The following is an 18,975-nucleotide window of genomic DNA, read 5'->3' as shown; positions in this document are numbered from 1 at the left end:
GCGGTCCCGGTCCTGGCCGTACGTCGCCAGCAGCGCCTGCGCCTCGATCGGGTCGCCCAGCGCCGTACCGGTGCCGTGGCCCTCGACCGCGTCCACCTCGGCGGGGGAAAGCCCCGCGCCGGCCAGCGCCTGGCGGATCACCCGCTGCTGCGAGGGACCGTTCGGCGCGGTCAGGCCGTTCGAGGCTCCGTCCTGGTTCACCGCCGAACCACGAAGGACCGCCAGCACCCGGTGGCCGTTGCGCCGCGCGTCCGACAGGCGCTCCAGGACGACCATGCCCGCGCCCTCGGACCAGCTGGTGCCGTCGGCGGCGTCCGAGTAGGACTTGCACCGCCCGTCGGCGGCGAGCCCTCCCTGGGCGCTGAACTCCGCGATCCCCATCGGCGTGGCCACCACGGTCACGCCTCCCGCCAGCGCCAGCGAGCACTCGCCCGAGCGCAGCGCCTGCGCGGCCAGGTGCATCGCGACCAGGGAGGACGAGCAGGCGGTGTCCACCGTCAGCGCCGGGCCCTCCAGGCCCAGGGTGTAGGACAGCCGGCCCGAGGTCACGCTGCCCGCCTGGCCCGTCACCATGAAGCCACGGGCCTCGTCCGGCGGGATGTAGCCCGAACCGCTGGCGCCGACGTAGACGCCCGTCTCGCTGCCCCGCAGCGAGAGCGGGTCGATCCCGGCGCGCTCGACCGCCTCCCAGGTGGTCTCCAGCAGCACGCGCTGCTGCGGGTCCATCGCGAGCGCCTCGCGCGGCGAGATCCCGAAGAACCCGGCGTCGAACTCCGCGGCGTCGGCCATGAACCCGCCCTGGAAGTCCAGCTCGCCGTTCACCTGCCAGCCCCGGTCGAGCGGCAGCGGGGAGACCGCGTCACGCCCCTCGGTGACGAGCCGCCACAGGTCCTCCGGCGAGCGCACCCCGCCCGGGTAGCGGCACGCCATCGACACGATCACGATCGGGTCGTCGGCCACCGACGCGATCGTCGCCGGGGCGATGCCGTCTCCGTGCTCGCCCAGCATCTCGGCCAGCAGGAACTCCGCCAGCACCACGGGTGTCGGGTAGTCGAACACCAGGGTGGCGGGCAGCCGCAGCCCGGTCGCGGCGTTCAACCGGTTGCGCAGCTCGACCGAGGTGAGGGAGTCGAAGCCCAGCTCGCGGAACTCCCGCCGCACGTCCACCATCTGAGGGGAGGTGTGTCCCAGCGCGGTGGCGGCCTGGGCCCGGACCAGCTCGATCACCAGCCGGAGGCGGTCGGCGGGGGCGAGCCCGGCCAGCTGCCGCAGCAGCGCCCTGTCCGCGCCGGACACCGGGGCCGCCGCCGTACGGCGGGTGCCGCGCACCAGCGAGCGCAGCAGCGGCGGAACCTCGCCGAACGCCCGCAGCGCCGGCAGGTCGAACCGGACCGGGGCCACCACCGGCGTGTCGCAGCCGAGGGCAGCGTCGAACAGCGCCAGCCCCTCCGCGAAGGAGAACAGGTGGAATCCCGCGGCCGTCAACCGGCGGAGGTCGGTCTCGGTGAGCTCGCCGGCCATACCGGCGTCCGCCGCCCACGGGCCCCACACCAGGGACAGGCCCGGCATGCCCTGGGCCCGGCGGTACTGGGCCAGCGCGTCCAGGTAGGCGTTGGCCGCCGCGTAGCCGCCCAGCCCGGCGCCGCCGAACAGGCCGGCCATCGATGAGTACATGACGAAGGCGGCCAGGTCGAGGTCCCGCGTCAGCTCGTGCAGGTGCCAGGCGCCGTCCGCCTTGGGCTCGAACACGGTGGCCAGCCGCCGCGCGTCCAGCGACTGGATCATCCCGTCGTCACGTACGCCCGCCGCGTGGACGACCGCGGTGAGCGGGTGCTCGGCGGGCACGCCCGCGAGCAGCTCCGCCACCTGGTCCCGGTCGGCCGTGTCGCAGGCGACGACGGTGACCTCGGCTCCGTGGGCGATCAGTTCGGCCCGCAGTGCCACCGCGCCCGGGGCGTCCGGGCCCCGGCGGCCGGCCAGCAGCAGGTGCCGTACCCCGTGCTCGGCCACCAGGTGGCGGGCCAGGTTGCCGCCCAGGCCACCCGTGCCGCCCGTGATCAGGACGGTGCCGTCGGGGTCCAGCCTCGGCGCGGCGTCCCCGCCCGGCGCCAGGCGGACCAGCCGGGGAACGCGGGCGACGTGATCGCGGATCGCCACCTGGGGCTCGCCGCAGGCCAGCGCCTCGGGCAGCGCCGACAGCGCGGTCTCCCGCCCGTCCACGTCGACGAGCAGGAAGCGGCCGGGGTTCTCGGCCTGCGCGACGCGCACGAGACCCCAGACCGCGGCCGCCGCCGGGTCCACGGTCGTCCCGTCCCCGGTCCCGCCTTCGGCGCCGTTCTCGGCGCCGTCCTTGGTCCCGCCTTCGATCCCGTTGTTGGCCCCGCCCTCGGTCCTGTCCTTGGTCCCGCCTTCGGTGCCGCCCTCGGTCCCGTTCTTGGTCCCGTTCTCGGTCCTGTCCTTGGTCCCGTTCTTGGCCCCGTCTTCGGTGCCGCCCCCGGTCCTGTCCTTGGTCCCGGCTTCGGTCCCGTTCTTGGTCCTGTCTTCGGGGCCGGCGTTGATGCCGGTGACCGCGCCCCTGGTGACCAGTGCCAGCCTCGACTCGGTGAACCGGTCGTCGGCCAGCCACTGCCGCAGCAGGTCGAGCACCCGGCCGGTCAGTTCCCGCGCCGCCGGCGCGCCGGTCAGTTCCGCGGGCGGCGCGATCTCGACGGCCACGACGTCCGGCACCCGGTCCAGCGACACGAGGCCCGCCACCGGCTCGCCCCTGCCCGGTTCGGACCAGCGCAGGTCGCCCAGTCCGGGCCGCCCCGGCCCGGAGCCGTCCGGTTCCGACCAGTCCAGCTCCGACGAGTTCAGTTCCGACCAGTCCAGCTCGACGCAGTCCAGCCCGGCCACCGCGTCCACCGGGGAGACGACCGTCGGCGCGACCGTCCACTCCAGCGTGAACAGCGCGTCCCGCTCCGGTCCTCCACCGCCGGAGGCGAGCATCTGGTCCGCCGACACCGGGCGGAACACCAGCGACTCCGCCGTCAGCACCGGCGCGCCCTCGGCGTCCACCGCCACCAGCGACACCGAACCGCTCCCGGTCCTGACCAGCCGCACCCGCAGCGCCGAGGCGCCGCCCGCGTGCAGGCACACCCCGCCCCAGGAGAACAGCAGCCGTCCCTGGCCCGGCTCCACCAGGTCCATGAACGCGGCCGGTTGCAGCGCCGCGTCCAGCAGGGCGGGATGCAGACCGAACGAGCCCGCGTCGCCGACCTCCTCGGGCACCGCGACCTCGGCGAAGATCTCCTCGTCGCGCCGCCAGACCGCCCGCAGCCCCCTGAAGGTCGGCCCGTAGACCACGCCGCTCCCGGCCAGGTCGTCGTACAGCCCGTCCAGGTCGACGGGCACCGCGCCCTCGGGCGGCCACACGGCCGTGTCGAGCCGCGCCGTGCGCGCCCCGACCCCCAGCACGCCGGCCGCGTGCCGCACCCAGGGCCGGTCCGGCGCGTCGGCCGGCCGGGCGTAGATCGCCAGGTTCCTGCGGCCCGTCTCGTCGGACGCGCTCACCACCACCTGGACGGCGACGGCGTCGTCCGCGCCGAGCACCAGAGGGGCGGCCAGGGTGATCTCCTCCACCCGGTCGCAGCCGACCTGGTCCGCCGCCCGGATCGCCAGCTCCAGGAACCCGGTGCCGGCGAACAGCGCCGTACCGGCCACCGCGTGATCGGCGAGCCAGGGGTGCGTCCGCACCGACATCAGGCCGGTGAGCAGCGCGCCGTCGGAGTCGGCGAGCCCGACGGCGGCGCCCAGCAGCGGATGCCCCGCCGCGGCGAGCCCCAGGCCCCGGGCGTCGGCGATCCGCATCCCGCTCGGCCAGAACCTGTGGTGCTGGAAGGCGTAGGTGGGCAGGTCGACGTGGCGGCCGCCCGCCAGCACCTGCCGCCAGTCCACGGTCACCCCGCGCACGAACAGCTCGGCGGCCGACAGCAGGACCCGGTCCAGGCCGCCCTCGTCGCGGCGCAACGTCCCGGCGACCACCGCAGCGCCGACCCCCGCCGCGTCCACCGCCTGCTCGATCCCCAACGCCAGCAACGGATGCGAACCCACCTCAAGGAAGATCCGATAGCGCTCCCGCAACAGCTGCTCGACCGCCGATCCGAACTCCACCGTCCGCCGCACGTTCTCGTACCAGTAGCCCGCGTCCAGCTCCGAGCCGTCCAGCCACCGCCCGGTCGCGGTCGACAGCATCGGCACCCGGCTCGTGCGCGGTGCCACCTCCGCCAGGTCCGTCAACAGTTCCTCGCGGAACCGCTCGACCTGGGGGGAATGCGCGGCGAAGTCCGCACCCGCAAGCTGCCAGCGCATGACCCCCTCGGCCGACAACCTCCGCTCCAGCACCCGCACCGCCTCGCCGTCACCGGCGACCGTGACCACCCCGGGCCCGTTGACCGCCGCGATCGAGATGCGGTCCAGCAGGTCGTCGGCGGCCAGCGCCGCACGCACCCGCTCCACCGGAGCCATCACCGACAACATCACCCCACGCCCGGACAACTTCTCGGCGATCAGACGACTGCGCAACGCCACCACCCGCGCACCGTCCTGCAACGACAACCCGCCCGCGACCACCGCAGCCGCGATCTCCCCCTGCGAGTGACCCACCACCGCATCCGGACGAACCCCCAGCGACTCCCACACCGCCGCCAGCGACACCATCACCGCGAACGACACCGGCTGCACCACGTCCACCCGATCCAGCCCCGGAGCGCCCTCCGCCTGCCGGACCACCTCCAGCAGCGACCAGCCCGACCAGTCCACGAACGGCTCCAACGCCGCCGCACACTCCGCCATCCGGCCCGCGAACACCGCCGACTCCTCCAGCAGAGCAGCCCCCATCCCCACCCACTGCGCACCCTGACCCGGGAACACCCACACCGACCTGCCCTCGATGTCCGCCACGCCGGTGACCACCCGGGGCGCCGGCTCACCGGAGGCCAGCGTGCCCAGCCCCGCCAGCAGTTCCTCGCGCTCGCCCCCGACCACCACCGCGCGATGCTCGAACACCGACCGCGACACCACCAGCGACGACCCCACGTCCACCAGGTCAAGATCGCCGTTCGCCTCCAGGTGCGCGCCCAGACGAGCCGCCTGATCGCGCAGCGCCTGATCGGTCTTGCCCGAGATCACCCACGGCACCACACCCGCGGGCCGCTCCGCCGCCGGCTCCGCGACCTCCGCCGGTCCCTGCTCCAGGATCATGTGCGCGTTCGTGCCGCTGATCCCGAACGACGACACACCCGCCCGGCGCGGACGGCCGGTCTCCGGCCAGTCGACCCGGTCGGTCAGCACCTCCACCGCGCCCGAGGCCCAGTCCACGTGGGACGACGGCTCGTCCACGTGCAGCGTCCGGGGCAGCACCCCGTGCCGGAGCGCCATCACCATCTTGATCACGCTCGCCACACCGGCCGCCGCCTGGGTGTGACCGATGTTCGACTTCACCGAGCCCAGCAGCAGCGGCCGGTCCTCCGGCCGGTCCTGGCCGTACGTCGCCAGGACCGCCTGCGCCTCGATCGGGTCGCCCAGTGCCGTACCGGTGCCGTGCGCCTCCACCGCGTCCACGTCGGCGGGGGACAGACCGGCGACGGCCAGGGCCTTCCTGATCACCCGCCGCTGCGATGGGCCGTTCGGCGCGGTCAGGCCGTTGGACGCGCCGTCCTGGTTGATCGCCGAGCCGCGCACGACCGCCAGCACCCGGTGCCCGTTGCGGCGCGCGTCCGACAGCCGCTCCAGCATCACCAGGCCGACGCCCTCGGACCAGCCGATGCCGTCCGCCGAGTCGGAGAACGCCTTGCACCGGGCGTCCGGCGCCAGGCCGCCCTGCTCGCCGAGCTCACCGAACGCCGCGAGCGTCGATATGACGGTGACCCCGCCGGCCACGGCGAGCGAGCACTCCCCGTTGCGCAGCGCCTGGGCCGCCATGTGGATGGTCACCAGCGACGACGAGCACGCCGTGTCGACCGTCACCGCCGGGCCCTCCAGCCCGAAGGTGTACGAGATCCGGCCGGAGGCCACGCTGGCCAGCTGGCCGGTCATGATGTGCCCGCGCGACTCCTCGCCGGGCATGTAGCCCGAGCCGACGGAGCCGATGAAGACGCCGGTGTCGCTGCCGCGCAACGAGTCCGGATCGACGCCGGCGCGTTCGAGGACCTCCCAGGCGGCCTCCAGCAGCAGGCGCTGCTGCGGGTCCATCGCCAGCGCCTCGCGCGGCGAGATCCTGAAGAACTCCGCGTCGAACTCGGGCGCGTCGAAGACGAACCCGCCCTTCAGGTCGAGGTGGCCGTGGGCCTGCCAGCCACGGTCGGTCGGCAGCGGGGTGATGGCGTCCCGCCCCTCGGCGACCAGCCGCCACAGGTCCTCCGGGGAGTTCACCCCTCCGGGGTAGCGGCAGGCCATCGAGACGATGACGATCGGGTCGTCCCCGACCGGGACCGCGGCCACCGGGAGGATCGCGTCGCCGTGCGCGCCGAGCACCTCGCCGAGCAGGTACTCGCCGAGGACGGTGGGGGTGGGGTAGTCGAAGACGAGGGTGGAGGGCAGGCGCAGCCCGGTGGCGGTGTTGAGCCGGTTGCGCAGCTCGATCGCGGTGAGGGAGTCGAAGCCCAGCTCGCGGAACTCGCGGCGGACCTGCACCGCTTCCGGGGAAGGGTGGCCGAGGACGGCGGCGGCCTGGGCCCGGACCAGATCGACCACGAACCGGGTCCGGTCGGCCTGCGTCAGCCCGGCCAGCTGCCGCTTCAGCATCCCCTCACCGGCGGACGCCGAGGCGGCCGTACGGCGGGTGCCGCGCACCAGGCCGCGCAGCAGCGGCGGCACCAGCTGGGCGGACATCGCCTGCGGGTTGAGGCGCACGGGAACCACGAGGAAGGCGTCGGAGCCGATGGCGGCGTCGAACAGTGCCAGCCCCTGCTCGGTGGTGATCGGCGGCAGCCCCGCGGCGGTCATCCGCTGTACGTCGGCCCGCGACATGCCGCCGGTCATCCCGGTGGCCTGCGCCCACAGCCCCCACGCCAGCGACAACCCCGGCAGACCCTGCGCCCGCCGCCGGGCCATCAACGCGTCCAGCCAGGCGTTGGCCGCCGCGTAGTTGCCCTGACCCGCACCACCCATCAACCCGGCCAGCGAGGAGAACACCACGAACCCCGCCAGGTCACTGTCTGCGGTGAGCTCGTGCAGGTGCCAGGCCGCGTCCACCTTCGGCCGCAACACCGTCTCCAGCCGCTCCGGCGTCAACGAGGCGATCGTCCCGTCATCCAGGACTCCAGCCGCGTGGATCACCGCCGTCAACGGATGCTCGACCGGCACCCCGGCCAGCAGCTCCGCCACCGCGTCCCGGTCGGCCAGGTCACAGGCGGCGACGGTGACCAGGGCCCCCTGGTCGCTCAGCTCCCGGTGAAGCTCTGCCACACCGGGGGCGTCGGGGCCTCTCCGGCTGGCCAGCAGCAGGTGCCGTACGCCCCGCTCGGCCACCAGGTGCCGGGCCAGCTCCGCGCCCAGGCCACCGGTGCCTCCGGTGATCAGCACCGTGCCCTGCGGGTCCCAGCGGCGGGGCATGGTCAGCACGATCTTGCCGGTGTGGCGGGCCTGGCTCATGAACCGGAACGCCTCCCGGCCCCGGCGCACATCCCACGCCGTCACCGGCAGCGGCTTCAGCTCACCGGCCGCGAACAGCCCCATCAACTCGACCAGGATCTGCCGCAGCCGCTCCGGCCCGGCATCCAGGACGTCGAACCAGTGATACTCCAACCCCGGGAACTGATCCTGATCGCGGATGTCGAGCTTGCCCATCTCCACGAACCGCCCACCCGGCCGCAGCAGGCGTGCCGAGGCGTCGATGAACTCACCCGTCAGGGAGTTCAGCACCACGTCGATCCCCTGCGCGGGGAACCGCTCCTCGAACTCCAGGGTGCGTGAGGAGGCGATGTGGTCATCGGGGATGCCCAGCGAGCGCAGCACCTCCCACTTGGCCGGGCTCGCGGTGGCGAACACCTCCACCCCAAGCCGCTGGGCGAGCTGGATCGCCGCCATCCCGGTCCCGCCGGCGCCCGCGTGCACCAGCAGCTTCTCCCCCGCCCGCAACCCGGCCAGATCCATCAGCCCGTAATAGGTGGTGAGGAACGCCACCGGGATCGTCGCGGCCTGCTCGAACGAGACCTCGTCGGGGATCCTCGTCACCCCACCGGCGCCGGTGACCACCACCGGGCCGAAACCGCCCTCGACCAGGCCGACCACCCGGTCACCCACTCGCAGGTCCTCGACACCGGGGCCGACCTCCAGCACCACCCCGGCGGACTCGCTGCCCATCAGGCCGACCTTGTCCTGGAACCAGCCCAGCGCGTTCAGCCCGTCCAGCAGGTCCCGGAAGTTCACCCCGGTCGCGTGCACCGCCATCCGGACCTGCCCGTCCTGCAACGGTTCGGTCGCCTGCGGGAACGGGAGCAGCTCCAGCGCGTCCAGGCTGCCCTTGGCCCGGCTGCCCAGCCGCCACGCCACCTCACCGGGCGGGGGCAACAACCCCGCGCCCGAGGCCAGCGACGCCAGCCTCGGCACCCGTACCCCATCCTCACGTACCGCCACCTGCGGCTCGCCACACGCCAGCACCCCCGCCAGCACGGACGAGGAAAGCTCGTCCTCGACGTCGACCAGCACGAACCGGCCCGGGTTCTCCGACTGCGCCGAGCGCACCAGACCCCACACCGCCGCGGCCGCCAGATCGGCGACCACGTCGCCCTCCCGCGCCTCGACCGCGTCCCGCGTGACGAACACCAGACGCGAGGCCCCGAACCGCTCGTCGGCCAGCCACTCCTGCAGCAGGCCCAGCGCCCCGGCGGTCACCTCGTGCGCCGAGACCAGCGCGTCCCCGGCCGTCCCGGACGCGACCTCGACCAGCACCGCCTCCGGCACCGGCCCCGCCTCGCCCAGCGCCCGCAGATCGCGATGGACCGTCACCGGCTCCCACGCCGCCGCGAGACCCAGCGCGTCCGGCTCGAACCCCGCGAAACCCACCACCGTCACCGGCGCCGGATCGGCCACCGGGACCTCGGAGAGCGAGCTCCACTCCAGCCGGAACAGCCCGTCCCGTTCCGTCACCTGGCCGCCGCCTGCGAACCTGCCGGGCGAGAACGGGCGCAGCACCAGCGAGCGCGCCGACAGCACCGGCTCCCCGGCGGCGTCCACCGCCGTCAGCGTGACCGAGTCGCCGGCGGCCCGGATCAGCCGTACGCGCAGCATCGTCGCGCCGGTGGCGTGCAGGCTCACCCGGTCCCAGGAGAACGGCAACCGGCCGCCCTCCGAATCGTCCAGCCCGGCGAAGGCGACCGCGTGCAGCGCCGCGTCCAGCAGCGCCGGGTGGACCCCGAACGCACCCGCGCTCGACGCCGCCTGCTCGGGCAGCGCGACCTCGGCGAACACCTCACCTCCGGCACCGCGCCAGGCCGCCCGCAGCCCCTGGAACACCGGGCCGTACTCGAACCCGCCCGCGGCCAGTCCCTCGTACAACCCGTCGAGCTCGATGGCGGTCGCGCCCTGGGGAGGCCACACCGCCGTGTCGAACGGCACGGTCGGGACGGGACCGGCCGTGGGGGTGCCCGTGGCCAGCGTGCCGGTGGCGTGCCGCACCCACGGCACGTCGTCGGCGGCCTCGGCCGAGCGGGCGTAGAGGCTCACGCTCCGGTGGCCCATCTCCTGCGCGGCGCCCACCCACACCTGCACCGCGACCGCGTCGTCCTCGCCCAGCACCAGCGGCGCGGTCAGGGTCAGCTCCTCCACCCGGTCGCAGCCGACCTGGTCACCGGCCCGGATCGCCAGCTCCAGGAACCCGGTCCCCGGGAAGATCACCGTTCCGGCCACCGCGTGGTCGGCCAGCCACGGGTGCGACGAGAGCGACAGGCGGCCGGTCAGCAGCACCCCGTTGGAGTCGGCGAGGCCCACGGCCGCACCCAGCAGCGGATGTCCAGCGGGAGCCAGACCCGCCGCCGCCACGTTCCCCACCTGGGAACCCGCCCTCGCCGGCCAGTACCACTGGTGCTGGAAGGCGTAGGTCGGCAGGTCGACCCGGCGACCGCCCGGCAGCACCTGCCGCCAGTCCACGGTCACGCCACGCACGAACAGCTCGGCCGCCGAGGTCAGCACCCGGTCCAGGCCGCCGTCGTCACGACGCAACGTCCCGGCGATCACGGCCTCCACCTCGACCGCGTCCACGCACTCCCCGACGCCGACCGTCAGCACCGGATGCGGACTCACCTCCACGAACGCGCGGTGGCGCTGCTCCAGCAACGTCTCCACCGCCGCGGCGAAACCGACCGTGCGCCGCAGATTCTCACACCAATACCCGGCTCCCAGCTCCGGCCCTTCCAGCCACTGACCGGTCACCGTCGACAACATCGGCACCCGCACTGGTCTTGGCGCCACCTCCGCCAGGACCTGTGCCAACTCCTCACCGATCAGATCCACCTGCGCCGAATGCGAGGCGTAGTCCACCGCGATCCGCCGGACCCGCACCCCCTCCCCAGCCAACCGCTCGACCAGCTCCTCGACCGCGCGGACCTCACCCGACACCACCACCGAGGCCGGGCCGTTGACCGCCGCCACCGACACCCTCCCCTCCCACGCCGCCACCCGCTCACGCACCCGCTCCACCGGCAACGCCACCGACGCCATCGCCCCCAGCCCGGCCAACCTCTCCCCGATCAGACGGCTACGCAGCGCCACCACCCTGGCGCCGTCCTGCAACGACAAACCGCCCGCGACCACCGCCGCCGCGATCTCTCCTTGTGAGTGGCCCACCACCGCATCCGGGCGGACCCCGAGCGACTCCCAGACCGCCGCCAGCGACACCATCACCGCGAACGACACCGGCTGGACCACATCCACCCGATCCAACCCCGAACCCCCCCGCACCACCTCCAGCAACGACCAGTCCACGAACGGCTCCAACGCCGCCGCACACTCGGCCATCCGGCCCGCGAACACCGCCGACTCCTCCAGCAGAGCAGCCCCCATCCCCACCCACTGCGCACCCTGACCCGGGAACACCCACACCGACCTGCCGACCACGTCGGCCACACCCCCGACCACACCACCGGCCGCAGGCTCGCCATCGGCGATCGCCCTCAGTCCCGCCAGCAGGCCCTCGCGCTCGCCGCCGACCACCACCGCGCGGTGCTCGAACACCGACCGCGACACCACCAGCGACGACCCCACATCCACCAGGCCAAGATCGCCGTTCGCCTCCAGGTGCGCGCCCAGACGACGAGCCTGCGCCCGTACCGCCTCCTCGCTCTTGCCCGACACCACCCACGGCACCACACCCGCAGGCTCCTCAGACACCGGGCCCGCGACCTCCACCGGACCCTGCTCCAGGATCACGTGCGCGTTCGTGCCGCTGATCCCGAACGACGACACACCCGCCCGGCGCGGACGACCCGTCTCCGGCCACTCGACCGGCTCGGTCAGCACCTCGACCGCGCCCGCCGACCAGTCCACATGCGAGGACGGCGCGTCCACATGCAGCGTCCGGGGCAGCACGCCGTGCCGCATCGCCATGACCATCTTGATCACACCCGCCACACCCGCGGCGGCCTGGGTGTGGCCGAGGTTCGACTTGACCGAGCCGAGCAGCAGCGGCCGGTCCTCGTCCCGGTCCTGGCCGTACGTCGCCAGCAACGCCTGCGCCTCGATCGGGTCGCCCAGCGTCGTACCGGTGCCGTGCCCCTCGACCGCGTCCACCTCGGACACCGAGAGCCCGGCACCGGCCAGCGCCTGGCGGATCACCCGCTGCTGGGAAGGACCGTTCGGCGCGGTCAGGCCGTTGGACGCGCCGTCCTGGTTCACCGCGGAGCCACGCACCACCGCCAGCACCTCGTGGCCGTTACGGCGCGCGTCCGACAGGCGCTCCAGCACGAGCATGCCCGTGCCCTCGCCCCAGTTCACCCCGTCGGCCGCGTCCGAGTAGGACTTGCAGCGCCCGTCACCGGCGAGCCCGCCCTGCGCGCTGAAGTCGATGAACGGCCCCGGGTTCGCCATCACGGTCACGCCACCGGCCAGGGCCAGCGAGCAGTCACCCGAGCGCAGCGCCTGCGCGGCCAGGTGCAACGCCACCAGGGAGGACGAGCAGGCGGTGTCGACCGTGACCGCCGGACCCTCCAGGCCGAGGGTGTAGGACAGGCGGCCGGTCGCGACGCTTCCGGCGGTGCCGGTGCCGACGAAGCCCATCACCTCCGGCGGGAACGACACGCTGGTCGCGTAGTCGTGGTACATCACCCCGGCGAACACGCCGGTGCGGCTCCCCCGCAGCGAAGCGGGGTCGATCCCGGCCCGCTCGATCGCCTCCCAGGACGTCTCCAGCAGCAACCTCTGCTGCGGGTCCATCGCGAGCGCCTCGTGCGGGGAGATCCCGAAGAAGCCGGGGTCGAACTCCCCGGCCTCGTGCAGGAAGCCACCCTCACGCACGTAGCTGGAGCCCCGGCTTTCCCGGTCGGGGTTGTAGAAGGCCGCCAGATCCCAGCCCCGCGTCGTCGGGAACGGCGAGATCGCGTCCGTACCCTCGCTGACCAGCTGCCAGAGGTCCTCCGGTGAGGCGACCCCGCCCGGGTAGCGGCAGGCCATGCCCACGATCACGATGGGGTCGTCGGCCACCGGCCGGATCGCGGCGGGGACCACCGCGTCGCCGTGCTCGCCGAGCAGCTCGCCCAGCAGGAACTCCGCCAGCACGGCCGGCGTCGGGTAGTCGAAGACCAGCGTGGACGGCAGCCGCAACCCGGTCGTGCCGTTCAGCCTGTTGCGGAGGTCCACCGAGGTCAGCGAGTCGAAGCCCAGCTCCCGGAACTCCCGCCGCACCTCCACCGTCTCCGGCGAGACGTGGCCCAGCACCATCGCCACCTCGGTCCGCACCAGGTCCACCAGGACCTCGGCGCGTTCTGCCGCCGTGAGCGGGGCGAGCCGCTGCAGCAGCGTGCCTGCCGTCTCCGACCTTCCCGCGGCGGACCGGCGCCTTCCCCGCACCAGCTTGCGCAACAGCGGCGGGACCTCGCCCCGCGCGCGGAGCACCGGCAGGTCCAGCTGGACCGGGGCCACGACGGGGTCGGCGGCACGGACCGCCGCCTCGAACAGGGCGACGCCCTGGTCGGGTGCGAGCGGCGGCGTACCGGCACGGGCCAGCCGCTCCATGTCCCCGTCGCTCAGCGTGCCGGTCATCCCGCCGTCCTGCGCCCACGCGCCCCAGGCCAGCGACAGCGCGGGCAGCCCGGCGGCCCTCCGGTGCTGGGCCAGCGCGTCGAGGAACGAGTTGGCCGCGGCGTAGTTGCCCTGGCCGGGAGTTCCGATCACGCCCGCCACCGACGAGAACACGATGAAGTCGGCCAGGTCCTCGTTGCGGGTGAGCTCGTGCAGGTGCCAGGCCGCGTCCACCTTCGGCCGCAGCACCGTCTCCAGCCGCTCCGGCGTCAGCGAGGCGATCGTCCCGTCGTCCAGCACGCCCGCGGTGTGGATCACAGCGGTCAGCGGATGCTCGGGGTCCACCCGCGCCAGCAGCGCCGCCACCTGCTCCCGGTCGGCCACGTCACACGCCGCGACCTCGACCTCGACCTCGACCCCGTGCGCGACCAGCTCCGCCCGCAGCTCCGCCGCACCCGGAGCGTCCAGTCCTCGCCGACTGGCCAGCAGCAGGTGCCGTACGCCGCGCTCGGCCACCACGTGCCGCGCGAACAGAGCCCCCAGACCGCCCGTACCGCCGGTGATCAGGACCGTGCCCTGCGGGTCCCACCGGCAGGGCATGGTCAGCACGATCTTGCCGGTGTGACGGGCCTGGCTCATGAACCGGAACGCCTCCCGGCCCCGGCGCACATCCCACGCCGTCACCGGCAGCGGCTTCAGCTCACCGGCCGCGAACAGCCCCATCAACTCGACCAGGATCTCCCGCAGCCGCTCCGGCCCGGCATCCAGGACGTCGAACCAGTGATACTCCAACCCCGGGAATTGTTCCTGATCGCGGATGTCGAGCTTGCCCATCTCCACGAACCGGCCACCCGGCCGCAACAGGCGCGCCGAGGCGTCGATGAACTCACCCGTCAGCGAATTGAGCACCACGTCGATCCCCTGGTCGCCGACCACCTCGCGGAAGCGCTCCTCGAACTCCAGCGAACGCGAGGAGGCGATGTGGTCCTCCGGGATGCCCAGCGAGCGCAGCACCTCCCACTTGGCCGGGCTCGCGGTGGCGAACACCTCCACCCCAAGCCGCTGGGCGAGCTGGATCGCGGCCATCCCGGTCCCGCCGGCGCCCGCGTGCACCAGCAGCTTCTCCCCCGCCCGCAACCCGGCCAGGTCCATCAGCCCGTAGAAGGTGGTGAGGAACGCCACCGGGATCGTCGCGGCCTGCTCGAAGGAGACCTCGTCGGGGATCCTCGTCACCCCACCGGCGCCGGCGACCACCACCGGGCCGAAACCGCCCTCGACCAGGCCGACCACCCGATTGCCCACCCGCAGGTCCTCGACACCGGGACCGACCTCCAACACCACGCCCGCGGCCTCGCCGCCCATCAGGCCGACCCTGTCCTGGAACCACCCCAGCGCGTTCAACCCGTCCAGCACATCCCGGAAGTTCACCCCCGCCGCGTGCACCGCCACCCGAACCTGCCCGGCCTCCAGCGGCTCGGCCGCCGCCGGAAACGGAAGCAGCTCCAGCGCGTCCAGGCTGCCCTTCGCCCGGCTGCCCAGCCGCCACGGCCCTCCGCCCGCGGGGGGCAGCAGGCCCGCCCCCGAGGCCAGCGACACCAGCCTCGGCACCCGCACCGCACCGGCGCGTACCGCCACCTGCGGCTCACCGGAGGCGAACAGCATGGGCAGCATCCCGGGCAGGGCCGACAGCGACTCCCCGTCCTCGTCCAGGTCGACCAGCAGGAACCGGCCCGGGTTCTCCGACTGGGCCGAGCGGACCAGTCCGCACGCCGCGGCGGCGGGCAGGTCCGACACCACCTCGCCGTCCTCGGCCGCGACCGCGCCCCGCGTCACGAACACCAGCCGTGAATCGCGGTACCGGTCGTCGGCCGACCACCCGCTCAGCAGGTCGAGAACGCGCGCGGTGAGCGCGTGCGTCGCGTCCACCACCGAACCGGTCCGGCCGGAGACCAGTTCGGTCACCACGACGCCCGGCGCCCGGTCCGTGTCCCCGAACGCCGCCGGGCCCGCGAGGTCGAGCGTGTCGATACCGACCACGGCCACGGTCGGCGCGGGGTCGGCCGCCGGTACCACCCGCGCCGACGGCAGCGCCGTCCACTCCACCCTGAACAGGGGTTCCCGCTCGTTCCTCCGGCCGCCCTCGCCGGTGGCCGCCGCGATCGGGCGCAGTACGAGCGACCGTGCCGTCAGCACCGGCTCACCCGTGACATCGGCCACCGTCAGCGAGACGGCGTCGCCCTCGGTCCTGGCCAGCCGCACCCGCAGCGCCGGCGCGCCACCGGCGTGCAGGCTCACCCGGTCCCAGGAGAACGGCAACCGGCTGCCCTCGGACTCGTCCAGCCCCGCGAACGTCACCACGTGCAGTGCCGCGTCCAGCAGGGCCGGGTGCACCCCGAACGAACCGGCGTCCGATTCGAGCCTGCCCGGCAGGCTCACCTCGGCGAAGATCTCGTCGTCACGCCGCCAGGCCGCCCGCAGGCCCTGGAACAGCGGCCCGTAGCTCAGCCCGCCCTCGGCCAGCTGCTCGTACAGCCCGTCCAGCTCGATCGCGGACGCGCCCCGGGGCGGCCAGACGTCGGTGTCGAGCCGCTCGGCGGTCTGGCCCCCGGCGGCGAGGACACCGACCGCGTGCCGTACCCACGGCTCGTCGTCGTCGGCCGTGGCGGGCCGGGTGTAGACGCTCAGGTCGCGCCTGCCCGACTCCTCCGCGCCCACCCACACCTGCACGGCGACGGCGTCGGTCTCGTTCAGCACGAGCGGCACCGCCAGCGTCAGCTCCTCCACCAGGTCGCAGCCGACCTGGTCACCGGCCCGGACGGCCAGCTCCAGGAACGCGGTGCCGGGGAACAGCACCCGTCCGCCCACGACGTGGTCGGCCAGCCAGGGCTGCGACCGCAGCGACAGCTGGCCGGTCAGCAGCACGCCGTCCGAGGCGGCGAGCGCCACGGCCGCTCCCAGGAGGGGGTGTCCCGCCGCGGCCTGTCCCAGGTTCCGGGCGTCGCCCAGCCGCCGCTCGCGGGGCCAGTACCACTCGTGCTGGAACGGGTAGGTGGGCAGGTCGACCCGGCGTCCGCGCGGGAGCACCGCCCGCCAGTCCACCGCCACCCCGTGCACGTGCAGCTCGGCCAGCGCCGTCATGGACGCCGTCCGCTCGTCGCGGTCCTTGCGCAGCATCGGTACGAGCACGGCACTCGACTCGTGCGAGCCGGTGGCGAGGGTGTCGGCGGCCATCGCGGTCAGCACCCCGTCGGGGCCCAGCTCCAGATAGGCCCGTACCCCCTGAGCGTGCAGGGCCCGCACGCCGTCGGCGAAGCGGACCGTGCCACGGACCTGGTCCACCCAGTAGTCCGGCGAGCACAGCTGCTCGTCGGTGGCCGCCTCACCGGTCAGGGTGGAGACCACCGGGATCTTCGGCGGGTCGTAGGTGAGCGTCCGGGCCAGGGCGCGGAAGTCCTCCAGCATCGGGTCCATCAGCGGCGAGTGGAACGCGTGCGACACCCGCAGGCGCTTCGTCTTGATGCCGCGCTCCTCCAGGGCGGCGGCGACCTCAAGAACCGCCTCCTCCACCCCGGAGATCACCACCGACGCGGGACCGTTGACGGCCGCGACCGACACCTCCTTCTCCCGGCCCGCCAGCAGGCCGGCGACCTCCTCCTCGGCGGCCCGGACCGACACCATCGCCCCGCCGGCCGGCAGCGCCTGCATCAGCCGCGCCCGGCCCGCCACCAGGGCGCACGCGTCCCTCAGCGACAGCACCCCGGCGACGTGCGCGGCGGTGATCTCGCCGATCGAGTGGCCCGCCAGCGCGTCCGGCACCACTCCCCACGACTCCGCCAGCCGGAACAGCGCGGTCTCCACCGCGAACAGCGCGGGCTGCGCCCACCCCGTCCGATCCAGCGCCTCCGTTTCGGTGAACAGCACCTCGCGCAGCGACCCCTCCAGCAGCGGGTCGAACTCGGCGATCACCTCGTCCAGCGCCTTCGCGAACACCGGGAAGCCGTCATACAGCTCGCGGCCCATTCCGGCCCGCTGGCTGCCCTGGCCGGTGAACAGCACCGCGAGCTCCGGCTGCGCCCCGGCCACCCCGCGCACCACACCGGCGCCCGGCAGGTCCCCGGCCAGCGCGCCCAGCCCGGTCAGCGCGCCGTCACGGTCACCGGCCAGCACGACCGCCCGGTGCTCGAACGCCGACCGCGTCGTGGCCAGCGAGAACGCGGCGTCGTCCAGGCCCGGACCGGCCTCGCCGTCCAGGAGCGACACCAGCCGCCCGGCCTGCGCCCGCAACGCCTCCGCCGTACGGCCCGACACCAGCACCGGCACCGGCACCACACCCGCGGTCTCCGGTGCCCGCTCGTCCGCGTCCGGCTCGGTGTCGGGAGTCGCCGGGCCCTGTTCGAGGATGACGTGCGCGTTGGTGCCGCTGAAACCGAACGACGACACCCCGGCCCGCCAGGGCCGATCCACCTGGGGCCAGGGCCTGGTCTCGGTGAGCAGCTCCACCGCGCCCGAGGCCCAGTCCACGTGGGACGACGGGGCGTCCACGTGCAACGTCCTGGGCAGCAGCCCCTGGCGCATCGCCATGACCATCTTGATCACACCGGCGACACCCGCCGCCGCCTGCGTGTGGCCGATGTTCGACTTCACCGAGCCCAGCAGCAGCGGACGGTCCACGTCCCGGTCCTGTCCGTACGTCGCCAGCAGGGCCTGGGCCTCGATCGGGTCGCCCAGCGTCGTCCCCGTGCCGTGGGCCTCCACCGCGTCCACGCTGGCGGGGGTGAGCCCGGCACCGGCCAGGGCCTGGCGGATCACCCGCTGCTGGGAGGGGCCGTTCGGCGCGGTCAGGCCGTTGGACGCGCCGTCCTGGTTCACCGCGGAGCCACGCACCACCGCCAGCACCTGGTGGCCGTTGCGCTGCGCGTCCGACAGCCGTTCCAGGACCAGCATGCCGATGCCCTCGGACCAGTTCGTGCCGTCGGCCGCCTCGGCGAACGCCTTGCAGCGCCCGTCGCCGGCGAGCCCGCCCTGGGCGCTGAAGTCGATGAACATCCCGGGCGTGGCCATCACGGTCACGCCTCCCGCCAGGGCGAGGTCGCACTCGCCCGAGCGCAGCGCCTGCGCCGCCAGGTGCAGCGCCACCAGGGAGGACGAGCAGGCGGTGTCCACCGTGACCGCGGGCCCCTCCAGGCCCAGCGCGTAGGCGATACGGCCGGTGGCGATGCTCCCGGCGGTCCCGGTGCTGACGAAGCCCCGCACGTCCAGCGGGAACTCGACGCTCGGGCCGTAGTCGTGGTAGATCACACCCGCGAACACGCCCGTGTGGCTGCCCCGCAGCGAGACCGGGTCGATCCCGGCCCGCTCGAAGGCCTCCCACGACACCTCCAGCAGCAGGCGCTGCTGCGGGTCCATCGCCAGCGCCTCACGCGGGGAGATCCCGAAGAACCCCGGATCGAACTCACCGGCCTCGTGCAGGAAACCGCCCTCACGCACGTAGCTGGTGCCCCGGCTCTCCCGGTCCGAGTTGTACACCATCCCGAGGTCCCAGCCCCGCGACGTCGGGAACTCCCCGATCCCGTCGCCACCCTCGGCCACCAGACGCCACAGGTCCTCGGGAGAGCTGACATCGCCCGGGAAGCGGCACGCCATCGACACGATCGCGATCGGATCGTGCCTGCCCGACTCGACCTCCTGGAGCCGCCGACGGGTCTCGCGCAGATCGGCGGCAACCGACTTGAGGTAGTCAACGAGCTTCCGGTCCTGCGACAT

1 protein-coding gene (only partly in view) is annotated in these 18,975 nt (G+C 73.9%); it reads right to left on the bottom strand.

Annotation, left to right across the window (positions count from 1 at the left end):
• Positions 1 to 18,975: the start of a type I polyketide synthase gene (locus ACFYWM_RS40045; protein WP_389925593.1), read on the bottom strand. 30,075 nt of this gene lie to the left of the window's left edge; the window shows 18,975 of its 49,050 coding nt (coding positions 1-18,975); the start codon lies at positions 18,973 to 18,975; its stop codon lies beyond the left edge, outside the window.

This window comes from Streptosporangium sp. NPDC002721 (assembly GCF_042888905.1).
Lineage (GTDB): Bacteria > Actinomycetota > Actinomycetes > Streptosporangiales > Streptosporangiaceae > Streptosporangium.
The sequence above is the reverse complement of the archived record's forward strand: the minus strand, read 5'-3'. Positions and strand labels throughout refer to the sequence as shown.